The sequence below is a fragment of the Streptomyces sp. NPDC005551 genome (assembly GCF_042871785.1).
Taxonomy (GTDB): domain Bacteria; phylum Actinomycetota; class Actinomycetes; order Streptomycetales; family Streptomycetaceae; genus Streptomyces.
On record NZ_JBIAJE010000003.1, the window covers coordinates 475,721 to 493,994 of the forward strand.

Annotated in this window: 15 protein-coding genes and 3 pseudogenes; 5 read left to right on the forward strand and 13 right to left on the reverse strand. The window is 73.1% G+C overall.

Annotation, left to right across the window (positions count from 1 at the left end; all coding sequences use genetic code 11):
* Positions 1-108: 108 nt before the first annotated feature.
* The 4 genes and pseudogenes from ACFYP4_RS10420 to ACFYP4_RS10435 form a co-directional block, all read right to left on the reverse strand.
* Positions 109-939, reverse strand: a pseudogene (locus ACFYP4_RS10420) (aldo/keto reductase); the annotation flags it as partial.
* Positions 940-994: 55 nt separating this feature from the next.
* Positions 995-2,362: a phospholipase gene (locus ACFYP4_RS10425; RefSeq protein ID WP_388784561.1), complete on the reverse strand. Its 1,368-nt coding sequence runs from the start codon at positions 2,360-2,362 to the stop codon at positions 995-997.
* Positions 2,363-2,472: 110 nt separating this feature from the next.
* Positions 2,473-3,360, reverse strand: a complete 888-nt coding sequence (locus tag ACFYP4_RS10430) for a glycoside hydrolase family 19 protein (RefSeq protein WP_358855163.1) — start codon at positions 3,358-3,360, stop codon at positions 2,473-2,475.
* Between the two features lie 307 nt (positions 3,361-3,667).
* On the reverse strand, positions 3,668-4,993 hold the full coding sequence (locus ACFYP4_RS10435; RefSeq protein WP_358855162.1) for an aldehyde dehydrogenase family protein: 1,326 nt from the start codon (positions 4,991-4,993) through the stop codon (positions 3,668-3,670).
* A 348-nt stretch (positions 4,994-5,341) separates the two neighbouring features.
* Between ACFYP4_RS10435 and ACFYP4_RS10440 the strand changes: the two genes are divergently transcribed.
* Positions 5,342-6,391, forward strand: a complete 1,050-nt coding sequence (locus ACFYP4_RS10440) for an acyl-CoA dehydrogenase family protein (protein WP_358855161.1) — start codon at positions 5,342-5,344, stop codon at positions 6,389-6,391.
* A 248-nt stretch (positions 6,392-6,639) separates the two neighbouring features.
* Here the strand turns inward: ACFYP4_RS10440 and ACFYP4_RS10445 are convergent, their stop codons facing one another.
* The 5 genes and pseudogenes from ACFYP4_RS10445 to ACFYP4_RS10465 all read right to left on the reverse strand — a co-directional run bounded on the left by ACFYP4_RS10445 (position 6,640) and on the right by ACFYP4_RS10465 (position 9,061).
* Positions 6,640-7,782 (reverse strand): LLM class flavin-dependent oxidoreductase, encoded by a 1,143-nt coding sequence (locus ACFYP4_RS10445; protein ID WP_388784565.1) that lies wholly within the window; start codon positions 7,780-7,782, stop codon positions 6,640-6,642.
* Positions 7,783-7,843: 61 nt separating this feature from the next.
* A pseudogene (locus ACFYP4_RS10450) lies at positions 7,844-8,047 on the reverse strand (SfnB family sulfur acquisition oxidoreductase); the annotation flags it as partial.
* A 4-nt stretch (positions 8,048-8,051) separates the two neighbouring features.
* Entirely contained in the window at positions 8,052-8,606 is a 555-nt protein-coding gene (ssuE, locus tag ACFYP4_RS10455) for an NADPH-dependent FMN reductase (protein ID WP_388784568.1), read from the reverse strand.
* A gap of 41 nt (positions 8,607-8,647) precedes the next feature.
* Positions 8,648-8,774 (reverse strand): annotated as a pseudogene (locus ACFYP4_RS10460) (dimethyl sulfone monooxygenase SfnG); the annotation flags it as partial.
* Positions 8,775-8,977: 203 nt separating this feature from the next.
* On the reverse strand, positions 8,978-9,061 hold the full coding sequence (locus ACFYP4_RS10465; protein ID WP_358855171.1) for a putative leader peptide: 84 nt from the start codon (positions 9,059-9,061) through the stop codon (positions 8,978-8,980).
* A gap of 168 nt (positions 9,062-9,229) precedes the next feature.
* Between ACFYP4_RS10465 and ACFYP4_RS10470 the strand changes: the two genes are divergently transcribed.
* Entirely contained in the window at positions 9,230-10,096 is an 867-nt protein-coding gene (locus ACFYP4_RS10470; protein ID WP_388784571.1) for an MEDS domain-containing protein, read from the forward strand.
* 7 nt (positions 10,097-10,103) lie between these two features.
* A complete protein-coding gene (locus ACFYP4_RS10475) occupies positions 10,104-10,529 on the forward strand; it encodes an ATP-binding protein (RefSeq protein ID WP_388784574.1) in 426 nt (141 codons plus the stop codon).
* 117 nt (positions 10,530-10,646) lie between these two features.
* Here ACFYP4_RS10475 and ACFYP4_RS10480 read toward each other — a convergent pair whose 3' ends face one another.
* From ACFYP4_RS10480 to ACFYP4_RS10490, 3 genes are all read right to left on the reverse strand, one after another.
* Positions 10,647-10,835 (reverse strand): hypothetical protein, encoded by a 189-nt coding sequence (locus ACFYP4_RS10480; RefSeq protein ID WP_358855156.1) that lies wholly within the window; start codon positions 10,833-10,835, stop codon positions 10,647-10,649.
* Positions 10,836-10,891: 56 nt separating this feature from the next.
* Positions 10,892-12,988: an MMPL family transporter gene (locus ACFYP4_RS10485; RefSeq protein WP_358855155.1), complete on the reverse strand. Its 2,097-nt coding sequence runs from the start codon at positions 12,986-12,988 to the stop codon at positions 10,892-10,894.
* Between the two features lie 155 nt (positions 12,989-13,143).
* Positions 13,144-13,602 carry a MarR family transcriptional regulator gene (locus tag ACFYP4_RS10490; protein WP_358855170.1) on the reverse strand — a complete coding sequence of 153 codons (459 nt, stop codon included), beginning with the start codon at positions 13,600-13,602 and terminating at the stop codon, positions 13,144-13,146.
* Positions 13,603-13,976: 374 nt separating this feature from the next.
* On the opposite strand from ACFYP4_RS10490, the gene ACFYP4_RS10495 reads away from it, so the two are divergent.
* Together ACFYP4_RS10495 and ACFYP4_RS10500 are read left to right on the forward strand one after the other, a co-directional pair.
* A complete protein-coding gene (locus tag ACFYP4_RS10495; protein WP_358855154.1) occupies positions 13,977-15,512 on the forward strand; it encodes an SDR family oxidoreductase in 1,536 nt (511 codons plus the stop codon).
* A 103-nt stretch (positions 15,513-15,615) separates the two neighbouring features.
* Entirely contained in the window at positions 15,616-16,989 is a 1,374-nt protein-coding gene (locus ACFYP4_RS10500; RefSeq protein ID WP_358855153.1) for a deoxyribodipyrimidine photo-lyase, read from the forward strand.
* 24 nt (positions 16,990-17,013) lie between these two features.
* Here the strand turns inward: ACFYP4_RS10500 and ACFYP4_RS10505 are convergent, their stop codons facing one another.
* On the reverse strand, positions 17,014-18,255 hold the full coding sequence (locus tag ACFYP4_RS10505; protein WP_388784579.1) for an NAD(P)/FAD-dependent oxidoreductase: 1,242 nt from the start codon (positions 18,253-18,255) through the stop codon (positions 17,014-17,016).
* Positions 18,256-18,274 lie beyond the last annotated feature (19 nt).

Sequence of the window (18,274 nt, forward strand, 5' to 3'; positions counted from 1 at the left end):
CGACCGTAGCCGTATCCACCAGTCGGGCCACGACCCGTCGCGTGCGCCGCCGTCGGGTCGGCGGCGGTGCGGGGCGTGCCGGCGAGGGCGCCTCCCCGCGGGCCCGCGTCACTCACCGTGCCGGTGGAACGTGTCGAGGCGGGCCGTCTCCTCGTCGGTGAGGCGGAGCGCGCCCGCGGCCACGTCCTCGGCGAGGTGCCCGGGGTTGCCGGTGGGGGATCGCCGGCACCTGCGGGCCCTGGCGCAGCGTCCACGCCAGGCGGACCTGGGGGGGCGTCGCACCGTGCGCACGCGCGACGGCGTTCACGGCGTCGCCGCCGGCGCCGCTCGGGCCCCGGGAGCCACCCTTGCCCGCGATCGCGAAGAACGGGACGAAGGCGATGCCCTGTTCCTCGCACATCCGGAGCACGGCGTCGGTCCCGGGGTCCGGGGAGCCGAGGCCGAACTGGTTCTGCACGCTCACCACCGGCGCGATGGCCTGGGCCTCCGCGAGATGCCGGGGTTCGACCGCGGAGACGCCGAGGTGACGGATCAGTCCGCCCGGCGCAGCTCGGCCAGCGCGCCGAAGTGCTCCGGGATCGACTCCTGCCGCATGCGCCTGAGGTACACCAGGTCGAGATGGTCGCGGCCGAGCTGGCGCAGGTTCTCCTCGACGTGGCCGCGCAGGTCCTCGGGCCGTGCCGAGGTGGCCCACTCCCCCGACTGGTCGCGGTACGGCCCGACCTTGACCGCGACGACCAGGTCGTCCGCGTACGGGGCCAGCGCGCTGTTGATCAGTTCGTTCGCCGAGCGCAGGGACGAGAAGTGGAAGGCGGCCGTGTCGATGTGGTTGACGCCCGGTTCGACCGCGCGCCGCAGCACGGCGATCGAGCGGTTCCGGTCGCTCGGTGTGCCCTGGTGGAAGGCGGCGCTGCCCGTCAGCCGCATCGTCGACGAGCCCGGCAGGGGTCGCGACCGACATCGCGGGGATCAGCTGCCCGAGGGACTTAGGGCCTCACGGATACACATACGTGTTCAGGGTGTCGACCGCGGCCGTGGGGCTGCCCAGGTCGTAGCGGTCCACCGCGAGGAAGTTGGGCTTCTTGCGGGCGGCGGGACGGCAGAACCGCTGGGCGCGGTCGGCGAGTTTGCCGTTGTCCGCCGAGGCGGTGGAGGCGACCGTGGCATCGCGGAAGTGGTTCATGACGAACAGCGGGCGGAAAGCCCCCTCGGTGCGGGTGAGCGGGATGTTGGTGGTGGCGTCGTACCAGCGGCTGTAGCAGGACCAGTCGGAGGAGCCGATTCCGGGTCCCATGGACCAGTGGTTCTCCACCGTCCACTCGCGCTGGTACATGACGCCGAAGCTGTCGCGGGTCAGCCCGGCGGCCTCGTCGGAGGAGCGGCTGTGGTCGGTGAAGATCAGCAGGCGGTCGTCCGCGGCCAGCAGGTCCGCCAGCCGGGGCCAGCCGTGCTCACGGACACCGGTGCGGTCGGGCCGGTAGAGGACGTCGGACAGGCCGTCGACGCGGGCGAGTTCGCCGCGCAGGACGCCCGGGTCGACGTAGTCCTCGAGGAAGACGGTGACGAACTGGTCGGGGTGCTGCTTCAGGAAGTTCACCATGCGCTGGAGGTCGACCCACAGGGCGACCGGCCTGCTGACGAGGGTGCAGCTGTTGTGGCAGAGGATGGCGCCGTCGGGAGTCTGGTGCACGTCGAGCATGAACCCGCGTACACCGTCGGACAGTTGGCGGTCGATGCCGCTTGTCTGGTTCGGGAACATGTTGACGAAGGGCGGTGCGAAGCCGCCGTCGACTCCGTTGGCGTAGGCGTTGTGCGTGGTGAGGAAGGTGACCTGGTCCAGGGTGCGGCGGTCCTGGGGCGGCATCGGGCCGGTCCGCGGGTCGACGGGGGTGAGGTACCAGGCGGCGAGCTCTCCCGCGGCGCCGACCGCCAACTGCTCCGGGTGGTTGGCGCCGGCGGGTCTGGCGCCCACGGTCAGATACCGGTCCGTGCCGGGGGCCCGGAGGGTGTACCGGTCGGCCCCGGCCGGCGTCACCTCCCACGCGGCGTCACCGCCGTCGCACGCGGCCGTTCTGGCCTGGTCCCCGGAACGGCCGAGGCAACGGCCGGCCGCGTCCGCGCTCTCCAGCACGTACGAGGATCCGCGCGACCGCAGGATCCACTGCTGATGGTCCTCGTTGCCCCGGGGACGGTGCTGGACGACCGCTCCCCCGCTGTCGGCCGCGTTGAGTCCCGTGGTCGCACTCTGGACGTAGTAGGAGCCGGGGCCGGGCACGTCCGCGGCGCTCACCGGGGCGGGCGCGAGGAGGACCGAGGTGAGCGCCGCGGCGGTGACGGCGAACAGGGCGCGAGGAGGCGGCATCACTGTGACGGTGTCCTTCCGTGCCGGAGACGAGGACGGGCGGAGCGAACGCGGACACAGGATGCCGCACCATGCCATGCACCTGACAGTGCAGAACCGGCAGGACCTCCTCAGCAGTAGAGGTTGCCGCCCGCGGACGTGCCGAGGATCTGCACGAACCGCTGGTAGGCGTCCACCCTGCTCTGCACCTGGGCAGGGTTCCTGCCGTCGCATTCCAGCGAACCGTTGATGCTGCGGATCGTCTGGCCGAATCCCGCGCTGTTGACCATAGCGTTGTGCGGTGTCATCGTGCCGGGTCCGCTCTGGGTGTTCCAGTACCAGAGCCCGGTCTTCCAGGCCACGGACGCGTCGGTCTGCACCAGGTTGGGATTGCGGAGGAGGTCGATGCCGAGCGCGTCGCCCGCGGCCTTGTAGTTGAAGTTCCAGCTGAGCTGGATCGGGCCGCGGCCGTAGTACGCGGACTGGCCCGCCGGGCAGCCGTACGGCTGGCTCCAGTCGCAGTAGTGGGGGTAGTTGGCGGTGTTCTGCTCCACCACGTGCACCAGGCCACCGGTCTCGTGGTTGACGTTGGCGAGGAAGGCGGCGGCCTCCTGCTTCTTCACCGTGTCACTGCCCGTCTTGGCGAAACCCGGGTAGGAACTGAGAGCCGCCTTCAGGCCGTTGTAGGTGTAGAAGGAGTTCCGGTTCGGGAACATCTGGTTGAACTGGGCCTCGCTCACGACGAAGCCGTCGGACGGCGTGGTGGAGCCGTCGCAGGCGTACGGCTCCCAGTACCAGGTGCTGATGGTCGGGTCGTAGCCCGGGTTGTCGTGTTCGGCGACATAGGCCCTGCCGTCGGTGTACCGCACGATGTTGCCGGTGACGTAGGACTTTCCGGCGACCCAGCTCGGGTAGCTCGAACAGGACGCGGCGGACGCGCCCGCGGCCGGCAGGAGTACCGGTGCGGCCGTGCCGACGATGAGGGCGGCCATGACGGCGGAGATTCGGCGCCTCGACACAGGATCGACTCCTTTGCGAACACGGCCGCGCCCGGCGCGGGGCGGAGCTGGGCCTGCACGCGCGCGGCGGCAAGCACCGGCACGGCGTCGGGGGCGGCCGCGGTGGGGGGTTGTGGAGGCACACTCAACCGCGTTGGTCTGTACCAGTCAAGGGTGTAGACCAGTCGAATCCGACAACGTTGGCGGAGCCGTCAACTCCCCCGCCGGAAAACCCCGTTCGTGCACGGGTGCGTCGGCGGCCACCCCCGGCCGGGCATGCCGATGGCCCGGGCCGTCCGCGCGGACCCGGGCCACAGCGTCGGTTCACTCAGCCGAGCGGCTTCTCCAGTACCGCCTTGCGGTGGCTGAACGTCTCGATCGAGTAGCGGCCGTGATAGCTGCCCATACCGCTCTCGCCGACCCCGCCGAACGGCAGGTCGGAGACGGTCAGATGGGCCAGCGGCAGGCCGAACCCGAGGCCTCCGGAGGACGTCTCCGCGGCCAGCCTGCGGCGCGTGTCGTCCGACTCGGTGAAGACGTACAGTGCCAGCGGCTTGTCGCGGTCGTTGATGAAGCCGATGGCCTCGTCGAGGTCCGCCACCGTGACGATCGGCAGGATCGGGCCGAAGATCTCCTCCTGCATGACGGGCGCCTCGGGAGCGACGTCGGCGAGGACGGTCGGCGCGATGTACTTGGCGGCTCGGTCGGCGCCGCCGCCGGTGACCGGCCGCCCGGAGTCGAGCAGCGCGCCGAGCCGGTCGAAGTGCCGCTCGTTGACGATGCGCCCGTACTCCGGGGACGTTCGCGGGTCGGCGCCGAAGAGCCGCTCGACGGCGCGGGCCAGCTCGGGTTCGAGGGCGCGGGCGGTGGCGGGGTCCGTCAGGACGTAGTCCGGCGCGACACAGGTCTGCCCCGCGTTCAGGAACTTGCCGCGCACGAGACGGTCCGCGACGACGGCCGGATCGGCGTCGCCGTCGACGAACGCCGGGGATTTGCCGCCCAGTTCGAGGACCACGGGCGTGAGGTGCTCCGCGGCGGCCCGCATCACGATGCGGCCGACCGTGCCGTTGCCGGTGTAGAAGATGTGGTCGAAGCGCTCCGCGAGCAGCGCCGTGGTCTCCGGGACGCCGCCCTCGACGACGGCTACGGCGTCGGTGTCGAGGTACTGCGGCAGCAGCCGCGCCAGCGCGGCGGAGGTGGCGGGGGCCAGCTCGCTGGGCTTGGCGACCACCGCGTTGCCCGCGGCCAGCGCGCCGAGCAACGGCGTGAGCAGCAGCTGGAGCGGATAGTTCCACGGCGCGATGACCAGGACGACGCCGAGCGGGTCGTACTGCGTCCAGGCCGTGGCGTCGGCACCGAGGTGGGCGGGGACGGGCGCGGGCTCGGGGCGCAGCCAGCCTTCGAGGTGGTCCAGGGTGTGGTCGATCTCGCGCACGGTGAAGTCGATCTCGGTGCGGAAGGCCTCGGTGGAACTCTTGCCGAGATCCTCGTGGAGAGCGGTGGCGAGGTCCTCACCGTGCGTGGTGAGCAGTTCGCGCAGGCGGTTCAGCTGGCCCGTGCGCCACTCGACGGGCTTGGTCCGGCCGGAGCGGAAGGTGGCGCGCAGCCGGGAGACGACGTCGGCGGGCTGCTCGGGCGTGGGGGTGTGGTTCACGGTGCCTCGCTGGTCGGGCGCGACCGGGGGCCGCGCGGGGTGCTCGTGAGCTGGTCAACAGCTGGATGTATATGCCAACCATCCGGGTGCCCTCATAAATTCCTGGCTTCGGGAACGGGTCTCGTGGCCGGACCGGCATCGTCTCGCGAGGAGCGTGGAATCCGTGGCTCCGGGGACCGCCCGGCACGGCGCCGGGGCCCCGTCCGCCCGCGGCTCGGCGTGAAGGACGCCGGGACTGTGCATGATCTCCCTCAGGACTCCGGCACGGAAGGCTCGCCCACCGGCGGCGGCACGCACGGGAGGCCGCCGGATCGGCACCGGACCCCACGACACCGGGAGATTCTTTCGATGACCACCGCACCGCACCCCCTCGTCGCCCGAGCGCGGCGGCTCGCGGACGAGGTGCTGGCACCCCGTGCGCAGCGGGTGGACCAGGAGGGCGTACCGCCGAGCAGCCTCGACGCGATCAGGCGCGCGGGGCTGCTCGGGGTGAGTGCCCCGGTCGAGTACGGCGGATCGGCCGCGCCGCCCGCGGTGGCGCGGGAGATCGCCGAGATCCTCGCCGGGGCGTGCTGCTCGACGTGGTTCGTGCAGACCCAGCACCACACGCCCGTACAGACGCTGGTGAAGGGCGAACCTTCGGTCCGGGAGCGGTTGCTGGGGCCGCTGGCGAGGGGGGAGCTCCTGTCGGGGGTCGCGTACGCGCAACTGCGTGCCCACCCGCGTGTTCCGGTCCGGGTCACCCGGGAGCGCCGGGGTTGGCGCTTCGACGGCCACGTCCCCTACTACACGGGCTGGGGGCTCAATGACGTGATGCTGCTGGCCGGGGTGACCGACGCCGGCGAGGCGCTGTTCGCGTTCACCGAGGCACGCGAGCAGCCCGGCCTGCGCCCGTCTCCGCCGCTGCGCCTCGCCGCGCTCGGTGCCTCCCGTACGGTCTCGCTGGAACTGGACGGGCTGTGGCTTTCGGAGGACGCCGTGGCGCTGCGCGTCCCGTACGAGACCTGGGCGGCCGGTGACCGGCCGAAGAACACCAACGCGTCCCCCGCCGTCTTCGGGATCACCGAGGCGGCACTCGGGCTCCTGACCGGCGACCCGGCCGCCGAGGAGACGGCGCGCGGCCTGCGTGCCCGGCTCGGCCGGGTGCGGAGACAGGCGTACGCGCTGGCCGACCATCCCGTACCGCACGAGCACCTCGACGAACGGCTGGCCTGCAAGACACAGGCGTACGACCTGATGCGCGCGGCCACGACCGCGGCGGTCGTGGCCGGCGGCGGGCGGGCCATGGACCTGGGCAGTCCGGCCCAGCGGTTGGCCCGTGAGGGGATGTTCCTGCTGGTGCAGGGGCAGACGGCCGAGGTGCGCGGGGCACACCTCGCTGCGCTCACGGCTCGCTAGGCGACCGACCGGTCAGGACCGGGCCGGCGAGGGTCGCCGCACCGCCGGCACGCTCCTCGACGTCGCCCGTGCTCCGGTCAGGGCTTCCGACGTCGCGCGTGCTCCGGTCAGAGCTTCCCGACGTCGCCTGTGCCGCGGGGGAGCCTTCCGGCAGGGCAGGCGCCCGCCCCCGCACCACGCCCGGGCACGCCGGTCGAAAGTGTCGCGTCGGCCGGCGGGCTTCCGGGCGCTGAGCCGCTTCGGTGCGCCTAGCTCGCGAACGGGACCTGTGCCGACGGCGACGGCGTCGGGGCGAAGGGGTGCTGCCACAGGCCCCGGGCGGCCAGCCGGGGCAGGACACCCTCGCCGAACCAGTACGCCTCTTCCAGGTGCGGGTAGCCCGACAGGACGAACTCGTCGATGCCGAGGCGGTGGTACTCGGCGATGCGCTCGGCGACCTCGTCGTGGCTGCCGACGAGGGCGGTGCCCGCCCCGCCCCTGACCAGGCCGATCCCGGCCCACAGGTTGGGGTGGATCTCCAGGCCGTCCCGGCTGCCGCCGTGCAGGGCGAGCATCCGCCGCTGTCCCTCGGACTCGCTCCGGGCGAGCCCGGCCTGCACGGACTCCACCGTCTCCGGATCGAACCCGTCGAGCAGCTTGTGGGCCTCCGCCCACGCCTGCTCGGAGGTGTCGCGGGTGATCACGTGCAGCCGGATGCCGAACCGGACGCGGCGCCCCTCCTTCTCGGCCAGGCCGCGGACCCACTCGATCTTCTCGGCGACCTGGGCCGGCGGCTCGCCCCAGGTGAGATAGACGTCCACGTGCCGCGCCGCGACCTCGCCCGCCACGGGCGAGGAGCCCCCGAAATAGATCTCGGGCACGGGATCCGGCACCCGGGCGAGGCGGGCGTCCTCGACCTGGAGGTGCTCGCCGGACAGGTCGACGGTCCTGCCGTCCCACAAGTCCCGCACGATCTGCAGGAACTCGCCGGTACGGCGGTAGCGGGCGTCCTTGTCGAGGAAGTCGCCGTACGCCCGCTGCTCGTGGCTCTCGCCGCCGGTCACGACGTTGAGCAGGACACGCCCGCCGGTCTGCCGCTGGAAGGTGGACGCCATCTGCGCGGCGAGGGTCGGGGAGACGAACCCCGGCCGGAAGGCGACCAGGAACTTGAGCCGTTCCGTGTGCTGGCTGACCATCGCGGTGGTCAGCCAGGCGTCCTCGCACCAGGCACCGGTCGGGGTGAGTGCGCCGACGAACCCCAGATCCTCGGCGGCGCGGGCGATCTGGCTCAGGTAGGCGACCGTCGGCGGCCGGTCCCGGCCGGAGGCGGTGGCGGGGGTTCCGTGGCCGCCGCCCACGACATGCCGGCTGTCGCCGTTGGTGGGCAGGAACCAGTGGAAGACGAGGGACACGGGAGGATCTCCGATCTTGGCGGACTCAGCGGAGTCCGTGGCGCGGGGGCGGGGTTCCGTTCAGCACGTAGCGGCCGACGTCCGCCCCACCGTGTTCCGCGGGCACGCTCACGGCGAGCGGTCCCGGCGCGGAGAGCCGGTCCAACTCCCGGCGGGGCAGCCGTCGTTCGGAGTCCCGCGCCGAGGCACCGGTGCGGCACTCATCGGCGAGCGCGGCGGCCACCGCCAGGGCCTCGGCGTCGTCGGCGAGCACGGGGACGGACACGGCGTCAGCCCGCCGCGGCCAGCAGGGGCGTACGGCCGAGCGCCGCCGCGAACTGGTCCACCACCTGGGAGAGGGACTCCGCGGCGGCGGGCGCCACGGAGATGCCGCCGTCCTCGCCCGCGACGATGTCCTTGTCGAGGGTGAACCAGCCCTGGACGATGTGCGCGGCGCCCATGGAGCTGAGCACCGGGCGCAGTGCGTAGTCGAGGGCCAGTACGTGTGCGGTGCTGCCGCCGGTGGCGAGCGGCAGGACGGTCTTGCCGGCGAGCGCGTACTGCGGCAGCAGGTCGAGCAGGGCCTTGAGCACGCCGGAGTACGCCGCCTTGTAGACGGGGGTGCCGACGACGACGCCCTCGGCGCGTGCGAAGAGTGCGGTCGCCTCGACTATGGCCGGGTGCCGGAAGTCCGCGCCGAGCAGTGCCTCGGCGGGGATGGTGCGGACGTCGAGCGGGATCACCTCGTGTCCCTGGGCGGCCAGCCGGGCATCGAGGTGGCGCAGCAGTTTCGCGGTGCGGGAGGAGGCGGAGGGGCTGCCGGAGACGGAAAGGACGGTGGCCATGGGGCCCTCTTTCGTGAGCGGAGGTCGGTGGGTTCAGCGGGCGAGGGGACGGACCCGGCCTCGTGCTCGGGGTGCCGCGCCTCCGGCTCGCGTACGAGGGGGCAGCACCCGGTGGCCGAAGTACTCGACCTCCTCGTGGTGGTGCAGGAAGCCGAGGAGGAAGGGGTCCTGACGAAAGGGGCCCGGCCATTTCAGGGGGAAGGGCCGCGACGGCACTGCGGAACGGGTGCGGTGCGAGCGGCGGGTGGCCTCGGGGAACAGCGCGCGGATGAGTACGGGACTGCGCACTGTTCGGGGAACGCGCCGGGGCGGCCGCCGGTGGGAAGGTGGCGGACGGCCGGTGCGAAGGGGACCCTACCGGCGGGAGATCGTCAGACTTCGCGGCAACAGAAGGAGCTGGAGACACGCGCGAGGTCGACATGGCGTCGCCGCGTGAGGTCCAGTCGTGTCTTCATGTCGTCGATCGTCGCAGCCGCTCGTCGAGGACGTCAAGGAACGGCGGCCCGGTCTCGAATCCCGGACCGCCGAGTCTCACGAACTCGGCAAACCTCGCTTTCCCGGCCGCCGCCGCCACTAACCTGGGCGGCACCACGGCAGCAGTCGGGAGGTGAACAGGCCTGCTCATGAGCGAGCACGAGGAGCACGAGCATCATCCCGGGACGATTCCCGTCCAGCAGATGCGCCCGGGCGACCACGCGTTCTTCGGCTACGAGGGCGACACGCACGGCCGGGACGTGATGTCCGCCTTCGTGTGGGCGGGCCTCGCCCGCGGCGAGAAAGTGATCGTCTTCGGCCGGCCGCATCTGACGGAGGGTCAGATCTGGTCCGCCTTCGAGGAAGCGCCGGGACCTCTGCTGGCGATGGCCCGGCGCACGGGGCGGCTGACGTTGAGCAGCATGCGTCAACTGATCATGCCTGCCGGGGTGTTCACGGCGGACAGACAGTGGGAGCGGATCGGCGAGGAGACCCGGACCGCGCGCGAGGAGGGTTTCACCGGGCTGCGCACCTACATCGACATGGGCTGGGTGGCCGACCTCGGCGCCGACGTCGACACGATGATGGAACGGGAGCAGCGCGCCGGGCACCTGTTCTCCGACGGTTTCTACAGCGAGATCTGCGCCTACGACGAGGACCGCTTCGACGAGCGGGTGCTGCGCGCCATGCGGCGCGCCCATCCGCGCGATCTCCTCGCCCGCATCGGGCAGTTGAGGTGCCTGCGCTTGGGGAGCACGCTCCATCTGGTCGGAGAGGCCGACCTCACCACCCGTACCCGGTTCGTGCGTGCGCTGTGGGACGCGCTCGGGCGCGGCGGCGTCACGGTGGATCTGCGCCGCGTGGAATTCCTGAGCGTGCGGTGTGCGCAGGATCTGGTCCTCCTGGTCAGCCGGTCCGACGGCGGGCGACCGGTCCGGATCCGCTGCTCCGCCCGGCACGCCACGCTGCTGAGCCGGCTGGGGGCCCGACCGGCCGACATCGAAGAGTCCGGGTGATCCGCCCATGGCCCTCGGCCCGGGTGATGGGGCTTCGCACCTCGCTCATGACGTTCTGCTGCACCGCGGCTTCGACGGCGCCGATCTCCCGCGCCTGCGGGTGCTCGTGGCGGGCCACGCGGCCCTGGCCGGCCTCCTCGAACCGCGGCGCGGTGACTTCGTGACCGCCATGGACGCCGTGGCCACCAACGCCGTGCAGCACGGCGGCGGGGACGGAACGCTGGTCCTGCTGCACCGGGGCGGGGAACTGGAGTGCCGCATCAGCGACCGGGGCCCCGGCTGCACCGGAGCCGTGCTCACCGACCTCACGCCCCGCCCGGGCGGGGCTCCCGGACGCGGCGGACTGTGGCTCACCCGGCTCGTCGCCGACCGGCTCTCCGTCGTGCCCGGCACCCCGGGCACGACCGTCAGCTTCGCGATGCGCCTCGGCTGACGAGCGCGCCACCGCGGGCGCCCGGCCGGGGGGTGCCGTCCGCATCACGTCGGCGGGTGCCCGCACCGGGCGCCGAGTCCCGGCGGGAGGCGTGCAACGCCCCCCGGGGACACTGGATCAGTCGTCCTCCCGCGCCGGAACCACCACGAGGAAGGCGTCCGACTTGAGGTCCATCACCACTGTGGCGGGCTCGCCTTCGGCACGGCGTCGGGCGGCGTACTCCTCCGCCGGCCACGATCCGCGCGGAGACCCCGCTGGAAACCGCTCCAACACCTTCGCACCCATACCGGCAGACACCTCCACCATCGACTCCGACTGGTACCTCCGTGTCAGAGCGAATGCCCGCCTTCTGCCGGTGCATGTCATGTTCGTGAACCGCTTTCGCCGCCGCGGCCGAGCGTGCCGGGCCACCAGGCGACGGGGCCCAGATCCCGGACCAGCGCCGGAACCAGCAGCGACCGGACCACCAGCGTGTCGAGCAGCACGCCGAAGGCGACGATGAAGGCGATCTGCACGAGGAAGGCCAGTGGGATGACACCGAGGGCGGCGAAGGTGGCGGCCAGCACCACACCCGCCGAGGTGATCACGCCGCCCGTCGCGACCAGGCCGCGCCGTACGCCCTCCCGCGCACCGTGACGCAGCGACTCCTCCCGGACGCGGGACATGAGGAAAATGTTGTAGTCCACGCCTAGGGCCACCAGGAACACGAAGCCGTACAGGGGGACGGACGCGTCGGTGCCCGTGAAGCCGAAGCCGTGCCGGAAGACGAGCGCGGAGACGCCCAGGGTGGCGAGGAAGTTGAGGGCGACGGTGGCCACCAGCAGTACCGGCATCAGCAGCGAGCGGAGCAGGCCGGTCAGGATGACCAGGATGACGGCGAGGACGACCGGGACGATGAGCGTGCGGTCGCGCTCGGCGGTGTTCCGTGTGTCGTACTGCTGCGCCGTGTAGCCGCCGACGAGTGCGCCCGCTCCGGGCACGGCGTGGACGGCCGTGCGCAGACGCGCGACGGTGTCCTTGGCCGCGTCGCTGTCCGCGGCGGCCCGCAGGGTGACGTCGAGACGCGCCCTGCCGTCGACGACCTGCGGGTCTCCCGTACCGGGGCGTCCTCGGCCCGTCACGGCAACGGCCGAGGCGACACCCGTGGTGGCCCGTGCCGCGGCCGTGACCCGGGGGAGCCGGTCCGCGTCGGTCATGATCACGACGGGGTTGCCCGAACCGCCCGGGTAGTGCCGGCCGAGTGTCTCCTGGGCGGCGACGGAGGGCGCGTCGTCGACGAAGGTCTCGTCGAGCGGGACGCCCTTCGAGGTGAGCGCCGGGGCGAACGCGGCGCACACGAGCAGCGCGGCCAGAGCGGACGCCCACACCCTGCGCGGTGCCCGGTCCACCAGAGCGGCGACCCGGCGCCAGACGCCGTGGCCGCCTCCTCCGGCCTCGGCGGTCCGCGGCCTGGCCGGCCAGTAGGCGGCGGGGCCGAGCAGGACCAGCACGGCCGGCAGGAAGGTCAGCGTGCTCAGTACGGCGCAGCCGATGCCGATGGCGCCGACGGGACCGAGGGCACGGTTGTTCGTGAGGTCGCTGAGCAGCAGGGCGAGCAGGCTGAGCGCCACCGTGCCGGCGCTCGCGACGATCGCGCCGCAGGACCGGCGGAGTGCTGCCCGGGCGGCCGCGAACCGGTCGTCGTGCGCGGCGAGTTCCTCCCGGTAGCGCGCGGTCAGCAGCAGGGCGTAGTCGGTGGCCGCACCGATCACCAGGATGGACAGGATGCCCTGCACCTGGCCGTCGACCCGCACGACGTCGTGGTCGGCGAGGACGTAGACGACGGCGCAGGCCAGGCCGAGGGCGAAGACGGCGCCGGCCATGATGACGAGGGGCAGCAGGAGGCTGCGGTAGACGAGCAGCAGGATCACCAGCACGGTCAGCAGGGCCACGCCGAGCAGCAGGCCGTCGATCCCGGCGAACGCGTCGGACAGGTCCGCCTGGCCGGCGGCGGGGCCGGCGATCTGGGCGGTCGTGCCGGGGACCCGCTCCGCCGCCTCGCGGATCCGGTCGAGTGCGCCGGGCAGTTCGTCGCCGAGGCCGGGCCGGAGCTGGACGACGCCCTGCAGGGCCTTTCCGTCCTTGGCGGGGAGCGCGGGCGACGGCGTGCCGACGACGCCCGGTTCACCGTTGAGGGTCGCCAGGGCGCGGGTGGCGGCGGCGCGCTGTCCCGTCGTCACCTCTGCGCCGTCGGCGGTCCAGACGACGATCGCCGGCAGGGTCTCGTCCCGGCGGAACGCGCGCTGTTCCTCGATGACCCGGGTGGATTCGGCGTTGCGGGGCAGGAAGGCGGCCTGGTCGTTGGTGGCGACCTCGCCGAGCTTCCCGGCATAGGGCCCGAGGGCGCCGCCGATGCCTAGCCAGGCGACGAGCAGGACCAGGGGCAGCAGCCGGCGGGCTCGCCGGGCGGTGAGGGACATCGCTCTCCAGGAAGGACGGGAGGAAGGACGGGGAGTGACAGGACACATCTCTCAATGGAAAACAATCTTAATCATTGAGAGATAGTGCGCCGGATCGTAGCCCACACCCCCCTCTTCGGGCCGGGGCGCCCGCCCGGATGCGCCGGGCGGGAAAGTCAGCGGCCCGGCGCGCGGACGGTGGAAAGCTCCTCGTTGAGCGCCGTGAGGAAGCGCAGAGCCACCGACAGCTCCTCTTCGCTGAAGCGGGAGCGCACGGTGTCGGTCGCCTGCGCGAGGGGCCGGAAATGCGCCCGGGCGGCGGACCTCGCGTCGGGCACGTAGTGGACGTGGACGACGCGGCGGTCGGTGCTTTCCCGGACCCGGCGGATGTGGCCGGCCCGCTCCAGCCGGTCGAGGCAGGCCGTGACCGCCCCGGACGTCAGGCCGAGATGGTCGCGCAGCCGTCCCGGCGTGAGCGGCTCCTCGGAGTCCAGGACGGCGGCCAGGGCCTGGATGTCGGTGGCGTGCAGGCCGTGCTCACCGGCGAACCCGTGCACCAGCCGGTTGATCTCACCGTTCATCCGGCGCAGCTGCACCGCGAAGGCCTGGAGGTCCGGCGGCACCGAGTGGCTCAGCGCCGCGCCACCGTCACGCTCGCGGTCGCCCGCGGGGTCCTCATCGTCGTCTCTTCCAGCCACGCGATCAGCCTAAGGGCTGTCCCGCAATTCCCGCCGGGCGCACGGCGACAGCTACGGCACCTCGCCGCGTTGCCGGATCGCCCGAATACACCCGGTATGAGGACGATCCTCCGCCTTGCGATGCACCGCATCTGACGCCGCGCGCTGATCCACCGGGAATTGCGGGACAGCCCTTAGGGGAACCCGCGTCCCCGCCCGGACACGACGGCCCGAGCCCCGGACGGAGTACACGCGCATCCGTAGCGCCGCTCCGCGTGGAAGAGATCGGGAAGGGGGCCGACGGAACGGACGACACGGTGAGCGGAGAAACGATGAGCGGTGACGAGACCGGCCCGGGTCTGAACTGTCTGGTGACCGGAGCCACCGGCTACATCGGCGGGCGGCTCGTCCCTGAGCTGCTGGCCGCGGGCCACCGGGTCCGCTGCCTGGCCCGCTCCCCCGCCAAACTGCGCGACTACCCCTGGGCGGGCGACGCGGAGGTGGTGCGCGGCGACGTCACGGACGCCGACTCGCTCGCCGAGGCGATGCGCGGCATGGACGTCGCCTACTACCTGGTCCACGCGCTGGGCACGGGCAAGGGCTTCGAGCAGACCGACCGCCTGGCGGCCCGGGTGTTCGGGGAGCAGGCCCGCGCCGCCGGCATCCGGCGCATCGTCTATCTGGGCGGTCTCGTCCCGGCCGGCGTGCCCGAGGAGGAACTGTCACCGCACCTGAGGTCCCGCACCGAGGTCGGCCGCATCCTGCTCGACTCGGGCGTGCCCACCACGGTGCTCCGCGCCGCCGTGATCATTGGCTCCGGCTCGGCGTCGTTCGAGATGCTGCGCTACCTCACCGAACGGCTGCCGGTCATGGTCACCCCCAGCTGGGTGCGCACCCGGATCCAGCCGATAGGAGTGGGGGACGTGCTGCGCACGCTCGTCGGCAGCGCGCGGATGCCCGCCGACGTCAGCCGGGCCTTCGACCTCGGCGGCCCCGACGTGCTGACGTACCTGGAGATGATGCGCCGCTACGCGGTGATCGCCGGCCTCCCGCGCCGTCTGATCGTGCCCGTGCCCGTCCTGACCCCCCGGCTCTCCAGTCACTGGGTCGGACTCGTCACACCGGTGCCGCGGTCGATCGCCCGCCCGCTCACCGAGTCGCTGCGCCACGAGGTGGTGTGCCACGAGCACGACATCGCCCGGTACGTCGCCAACCCGCCGGGCCGGCCGATCGGCTTCGACGAGGCGGTGTCCCTGGCCCTGCAGCGGGTGCGGGACGCCCAGGTGACGACGCGGTGGTCGTCGGCGTCCGTGCCCGGCGTCCCCAGCGACCCGCTGCCCACGGACCCGGACTGGGCGGGCGGCAGTCTCTACACCGACCGGCGCGAGCTGACCGTGGCCACCTCCCCCGCCGCCCTGTGGCGGGTCATCGAGGGCATCGGCGGCGACAACGGCTGGTACTCCTTCCCGCTGGCCTGGGCGGTCCGCGGCTGGCTGGACCGGCTGGTGGGCGGGGTCGGACTGCGCCGCGGACGCCGCGACGCCGCGCGGCTGCGGGTCGGTGACTCGCTGGACTTCTGGCGGGTCGAGGAGATCGAGCCCGGCCGTCTGCTGCGCCTGCGGGCCGAGATGCGGCTGCCGGGACTGGCCTGGCTCGAGATGTACGCCGACGTGGACGACGACGGACGGACCCGCTACCGGCAGCGGGCGTTGTTCCACCCGCACGGGTTCCTCGGCCACGCCTACTGGTGGAGCGTCTCGCCCTTCCACGCCGTCGTCTTCGGCGGCATGGCCCGCAACATCGCCAAGGCCGCAGCCAGGGAGGCGCCCGCCCAGGCGCGGGAGCCCTCGGCCTCCCCCGCCCCGTGACGGGCCCCCGCCGCCGTCACCCCCGCGCCCGCATCCGCCGGGACCGCCGCGCCCGAACCAGTTGGTGACCCCCTCTCCCCGCCGCCCGCACCGGAGCCGCACCATGAACGTCTCGGTCGTCCTGTTCACCTCGGACCTGCGTCTGCACGACCATCCGCCGCTGCGGGCGGCGCTCGACGGCACGGCCCGGATCGTGCCGCTCTTCGTGCGCGACACGGGCATCGACGCCGCCGGATTCGCCGCGCCGAACCGGCTGGCGTTCCTCGCCGACTGCCTGACGGATCTCGACGCCGGTCTGCGCGAGCGCGGCGGCCGGCTCGTCATGCGCTCGGGCGACGTCGTCGGCCAGGTGTGCGAGGTGGTCGCCGAGGCGGAGGCCGACGAGGTCCACATGGCGGCCGGGGTCAGCGCCTACGCCCACCGCAGGGAGGAGCGGCTGCGGACCGCCCTGGAGGCGGAGGGCTGCCGCCTCCACGTCCACGACACCGTCATCACCGCGGTGGCGCCGGGCGCCGTCACCCCGCTCTCCGCCGACCACTTCTCCGTCTTCACCCCCTACTTCCGGCGGTGGTCCGGGCAGCACCTGCGGGAGGTGCTCGGCCCGCCCCGGCAGATCCGGGTGCCGGACGGCGTCCGCTCCGAGCCCCTGCCCGCGCGCGGCGCCACCCGGGGGATCTCCGAGGGCCTGGCTCCGGGCGGCGAGACGGAGGCGAGGAAGCGGCTCGCCGCCTGGCTGAGCGACGGGCTCGCCACGTACGAGGAGCGCCACGACGACCTGGCCGGCGACGCGACGTCGCGGCTCTCGCCCCACCTGCACTTCGGCACGCTCTCCCCCGTCGAGCTGGTCCACCGCACCCGCCGGGCGGGCGGCCCCGGCTCCGAGGCGTTCGTACGGCAGCTCGCCTGGCGGGACTTCCACCACCAGGTGCTGGCCGCCCGGCCGGACGCGGCCACCGCCGACTACCGCACCCGGCACGACCGGTGGCGGTCCGCGACGTCGGCGCACGAGGACGTGACCGCCTGGAAGGAGGGGCGCACCGGCTATCCCGTGGTCGACGCGGCCATGCGCCAGCTGCGGCACGAGGGCTGGATGCACAACCGCGGCCGCCTGCTGACCGCGAGTTTCCTGACCAAGACCCTGTACGTGGACTGGCGGGTCGGGGCCCGGCACTTCCTGGATCTCCTGGTGGACGGCGACCTCGTCAACAACCAGCTCAACTGGCAGTGGGTGGCGGGCACCGGCACGGACACCCGGCCCAACCGGGTCCTCAACCCGGTGATCCAGGCAAAGCGCTACGACCCGGACGGGGCGTACGTCCGGCGCTGGGTGCCCGAACTCGCGGGACTGGACGCCTCCGCCGTGCACGAACCGTGGAAACTCCGGGGTCCCGAACGCGCCGCTCTCGACTATCCCGGCCCCGTCGTCGAGCTGGCCGAGGGGCTCGCCCGGTTCAAGCGGGCGCGGGGCCGGGAGTGAGCGGGGCCAGTCCGGGTGACGGGGCTACCGTCCGAGGTCGCGCAGCACCTCACGCGCGGCCCTGGCCCCCGAGGCCAGCGCCCCCTGGACTGAGCCGGTGGCCCGGTGGTCGCCGCACACGTACCGTCCGGGAGCCACGAAGGCCCGGCGGCTGAGCGGCTGCGGGGGCGGCATCGCGGGCAGCGCGTCGGGCACGGTACGGACCGTCAGGAGCTGCCAGCCGCCCGTCTCCGTCCCGTAGGCCTCCGCCAGGGCCTCGCGTACGCCCGCCTCCCGGCCCTCGCCGTTCTCGCCGAGGACCGAGGTGGCCACCAGGGAGGAGCCCGGTGGCGCGTGGCCCGGGACGACCTCGCTGAGCACGCACGTGTTGAGGAACCGGCGCCGGGTGTCGGTGAGCAGCGTCGGCTCGGCGAGCGGTGCGCGCTCGGCCGCGTGGTAATACGTCGTGACGGTCCGGTACGGCGGCATGTCCAGCTCGGGCAGCAGGCCCACGGCCGGGCCCGGGCCGGTGGCGACCACCACGGCCCGCGCGGCGAGTTCGCCGCCCGCGCTCAGCGCGACTCCGTCGCCGGTGAGCCGGTCCACGGGGCTCTCCAGGCGGACCGTGCCGGAGGGCAGCGCGTCCGCGAGCTGCGCGGGTACGGCTCCGATGCCCTCGGCGGGCAGGCAGAGGGTGCCGCGCAGCATGCTGCGCCAGACGAGGTGGAAGACGCGGCTGGACGTCTCGAGTTCGTCCTCCAGGAAGACGCCGGACAGGAAGGGGCGGAAGAAGCGCTCCACGAAGTCCTCGGAGAACCCGGCGGCCGCCAGCGCGGTCCGGGTGGTGCGGTCCTCCCCGCGCTTCAGCAGCCGCACGGGCGCCAGCATGTCCCGGGCCGACAGCGCGCCCAGGGCGAGCAGGTCGCGGGTCCCGGCGAGCCGGCCGGGCAGCAGATCCTTCGCCCGGCGCGGGGTACGGCTCGGGTCGCTGAAGCGGAGGTCGCCCTCCTCGGTGTGGATCAGGACGCCCGGGGTGAAGGGCCGCAGGCGCAGGTCGCGCAGCAGCAGCCGCCGCCGGGCCTGCGGGTAGGAGGTGTTGAAGACCTGGAAGCCGCGGTCGACGACGAACCCGTCGACGCGGTCGGTGCGCATGCGTCCGCCGACCGCGTCGGACGCCTCCAGGAGCCGGACGTCCAGGCCCGCGTCGGCGAGGTCCCGCGCGCAGGCGAGGCCGGCGAGGCCCGCCCCGACCACCAGCACGTCCACCGCTCCGCGGGTTCCGGTCATGACTACCACCTTCGCATCG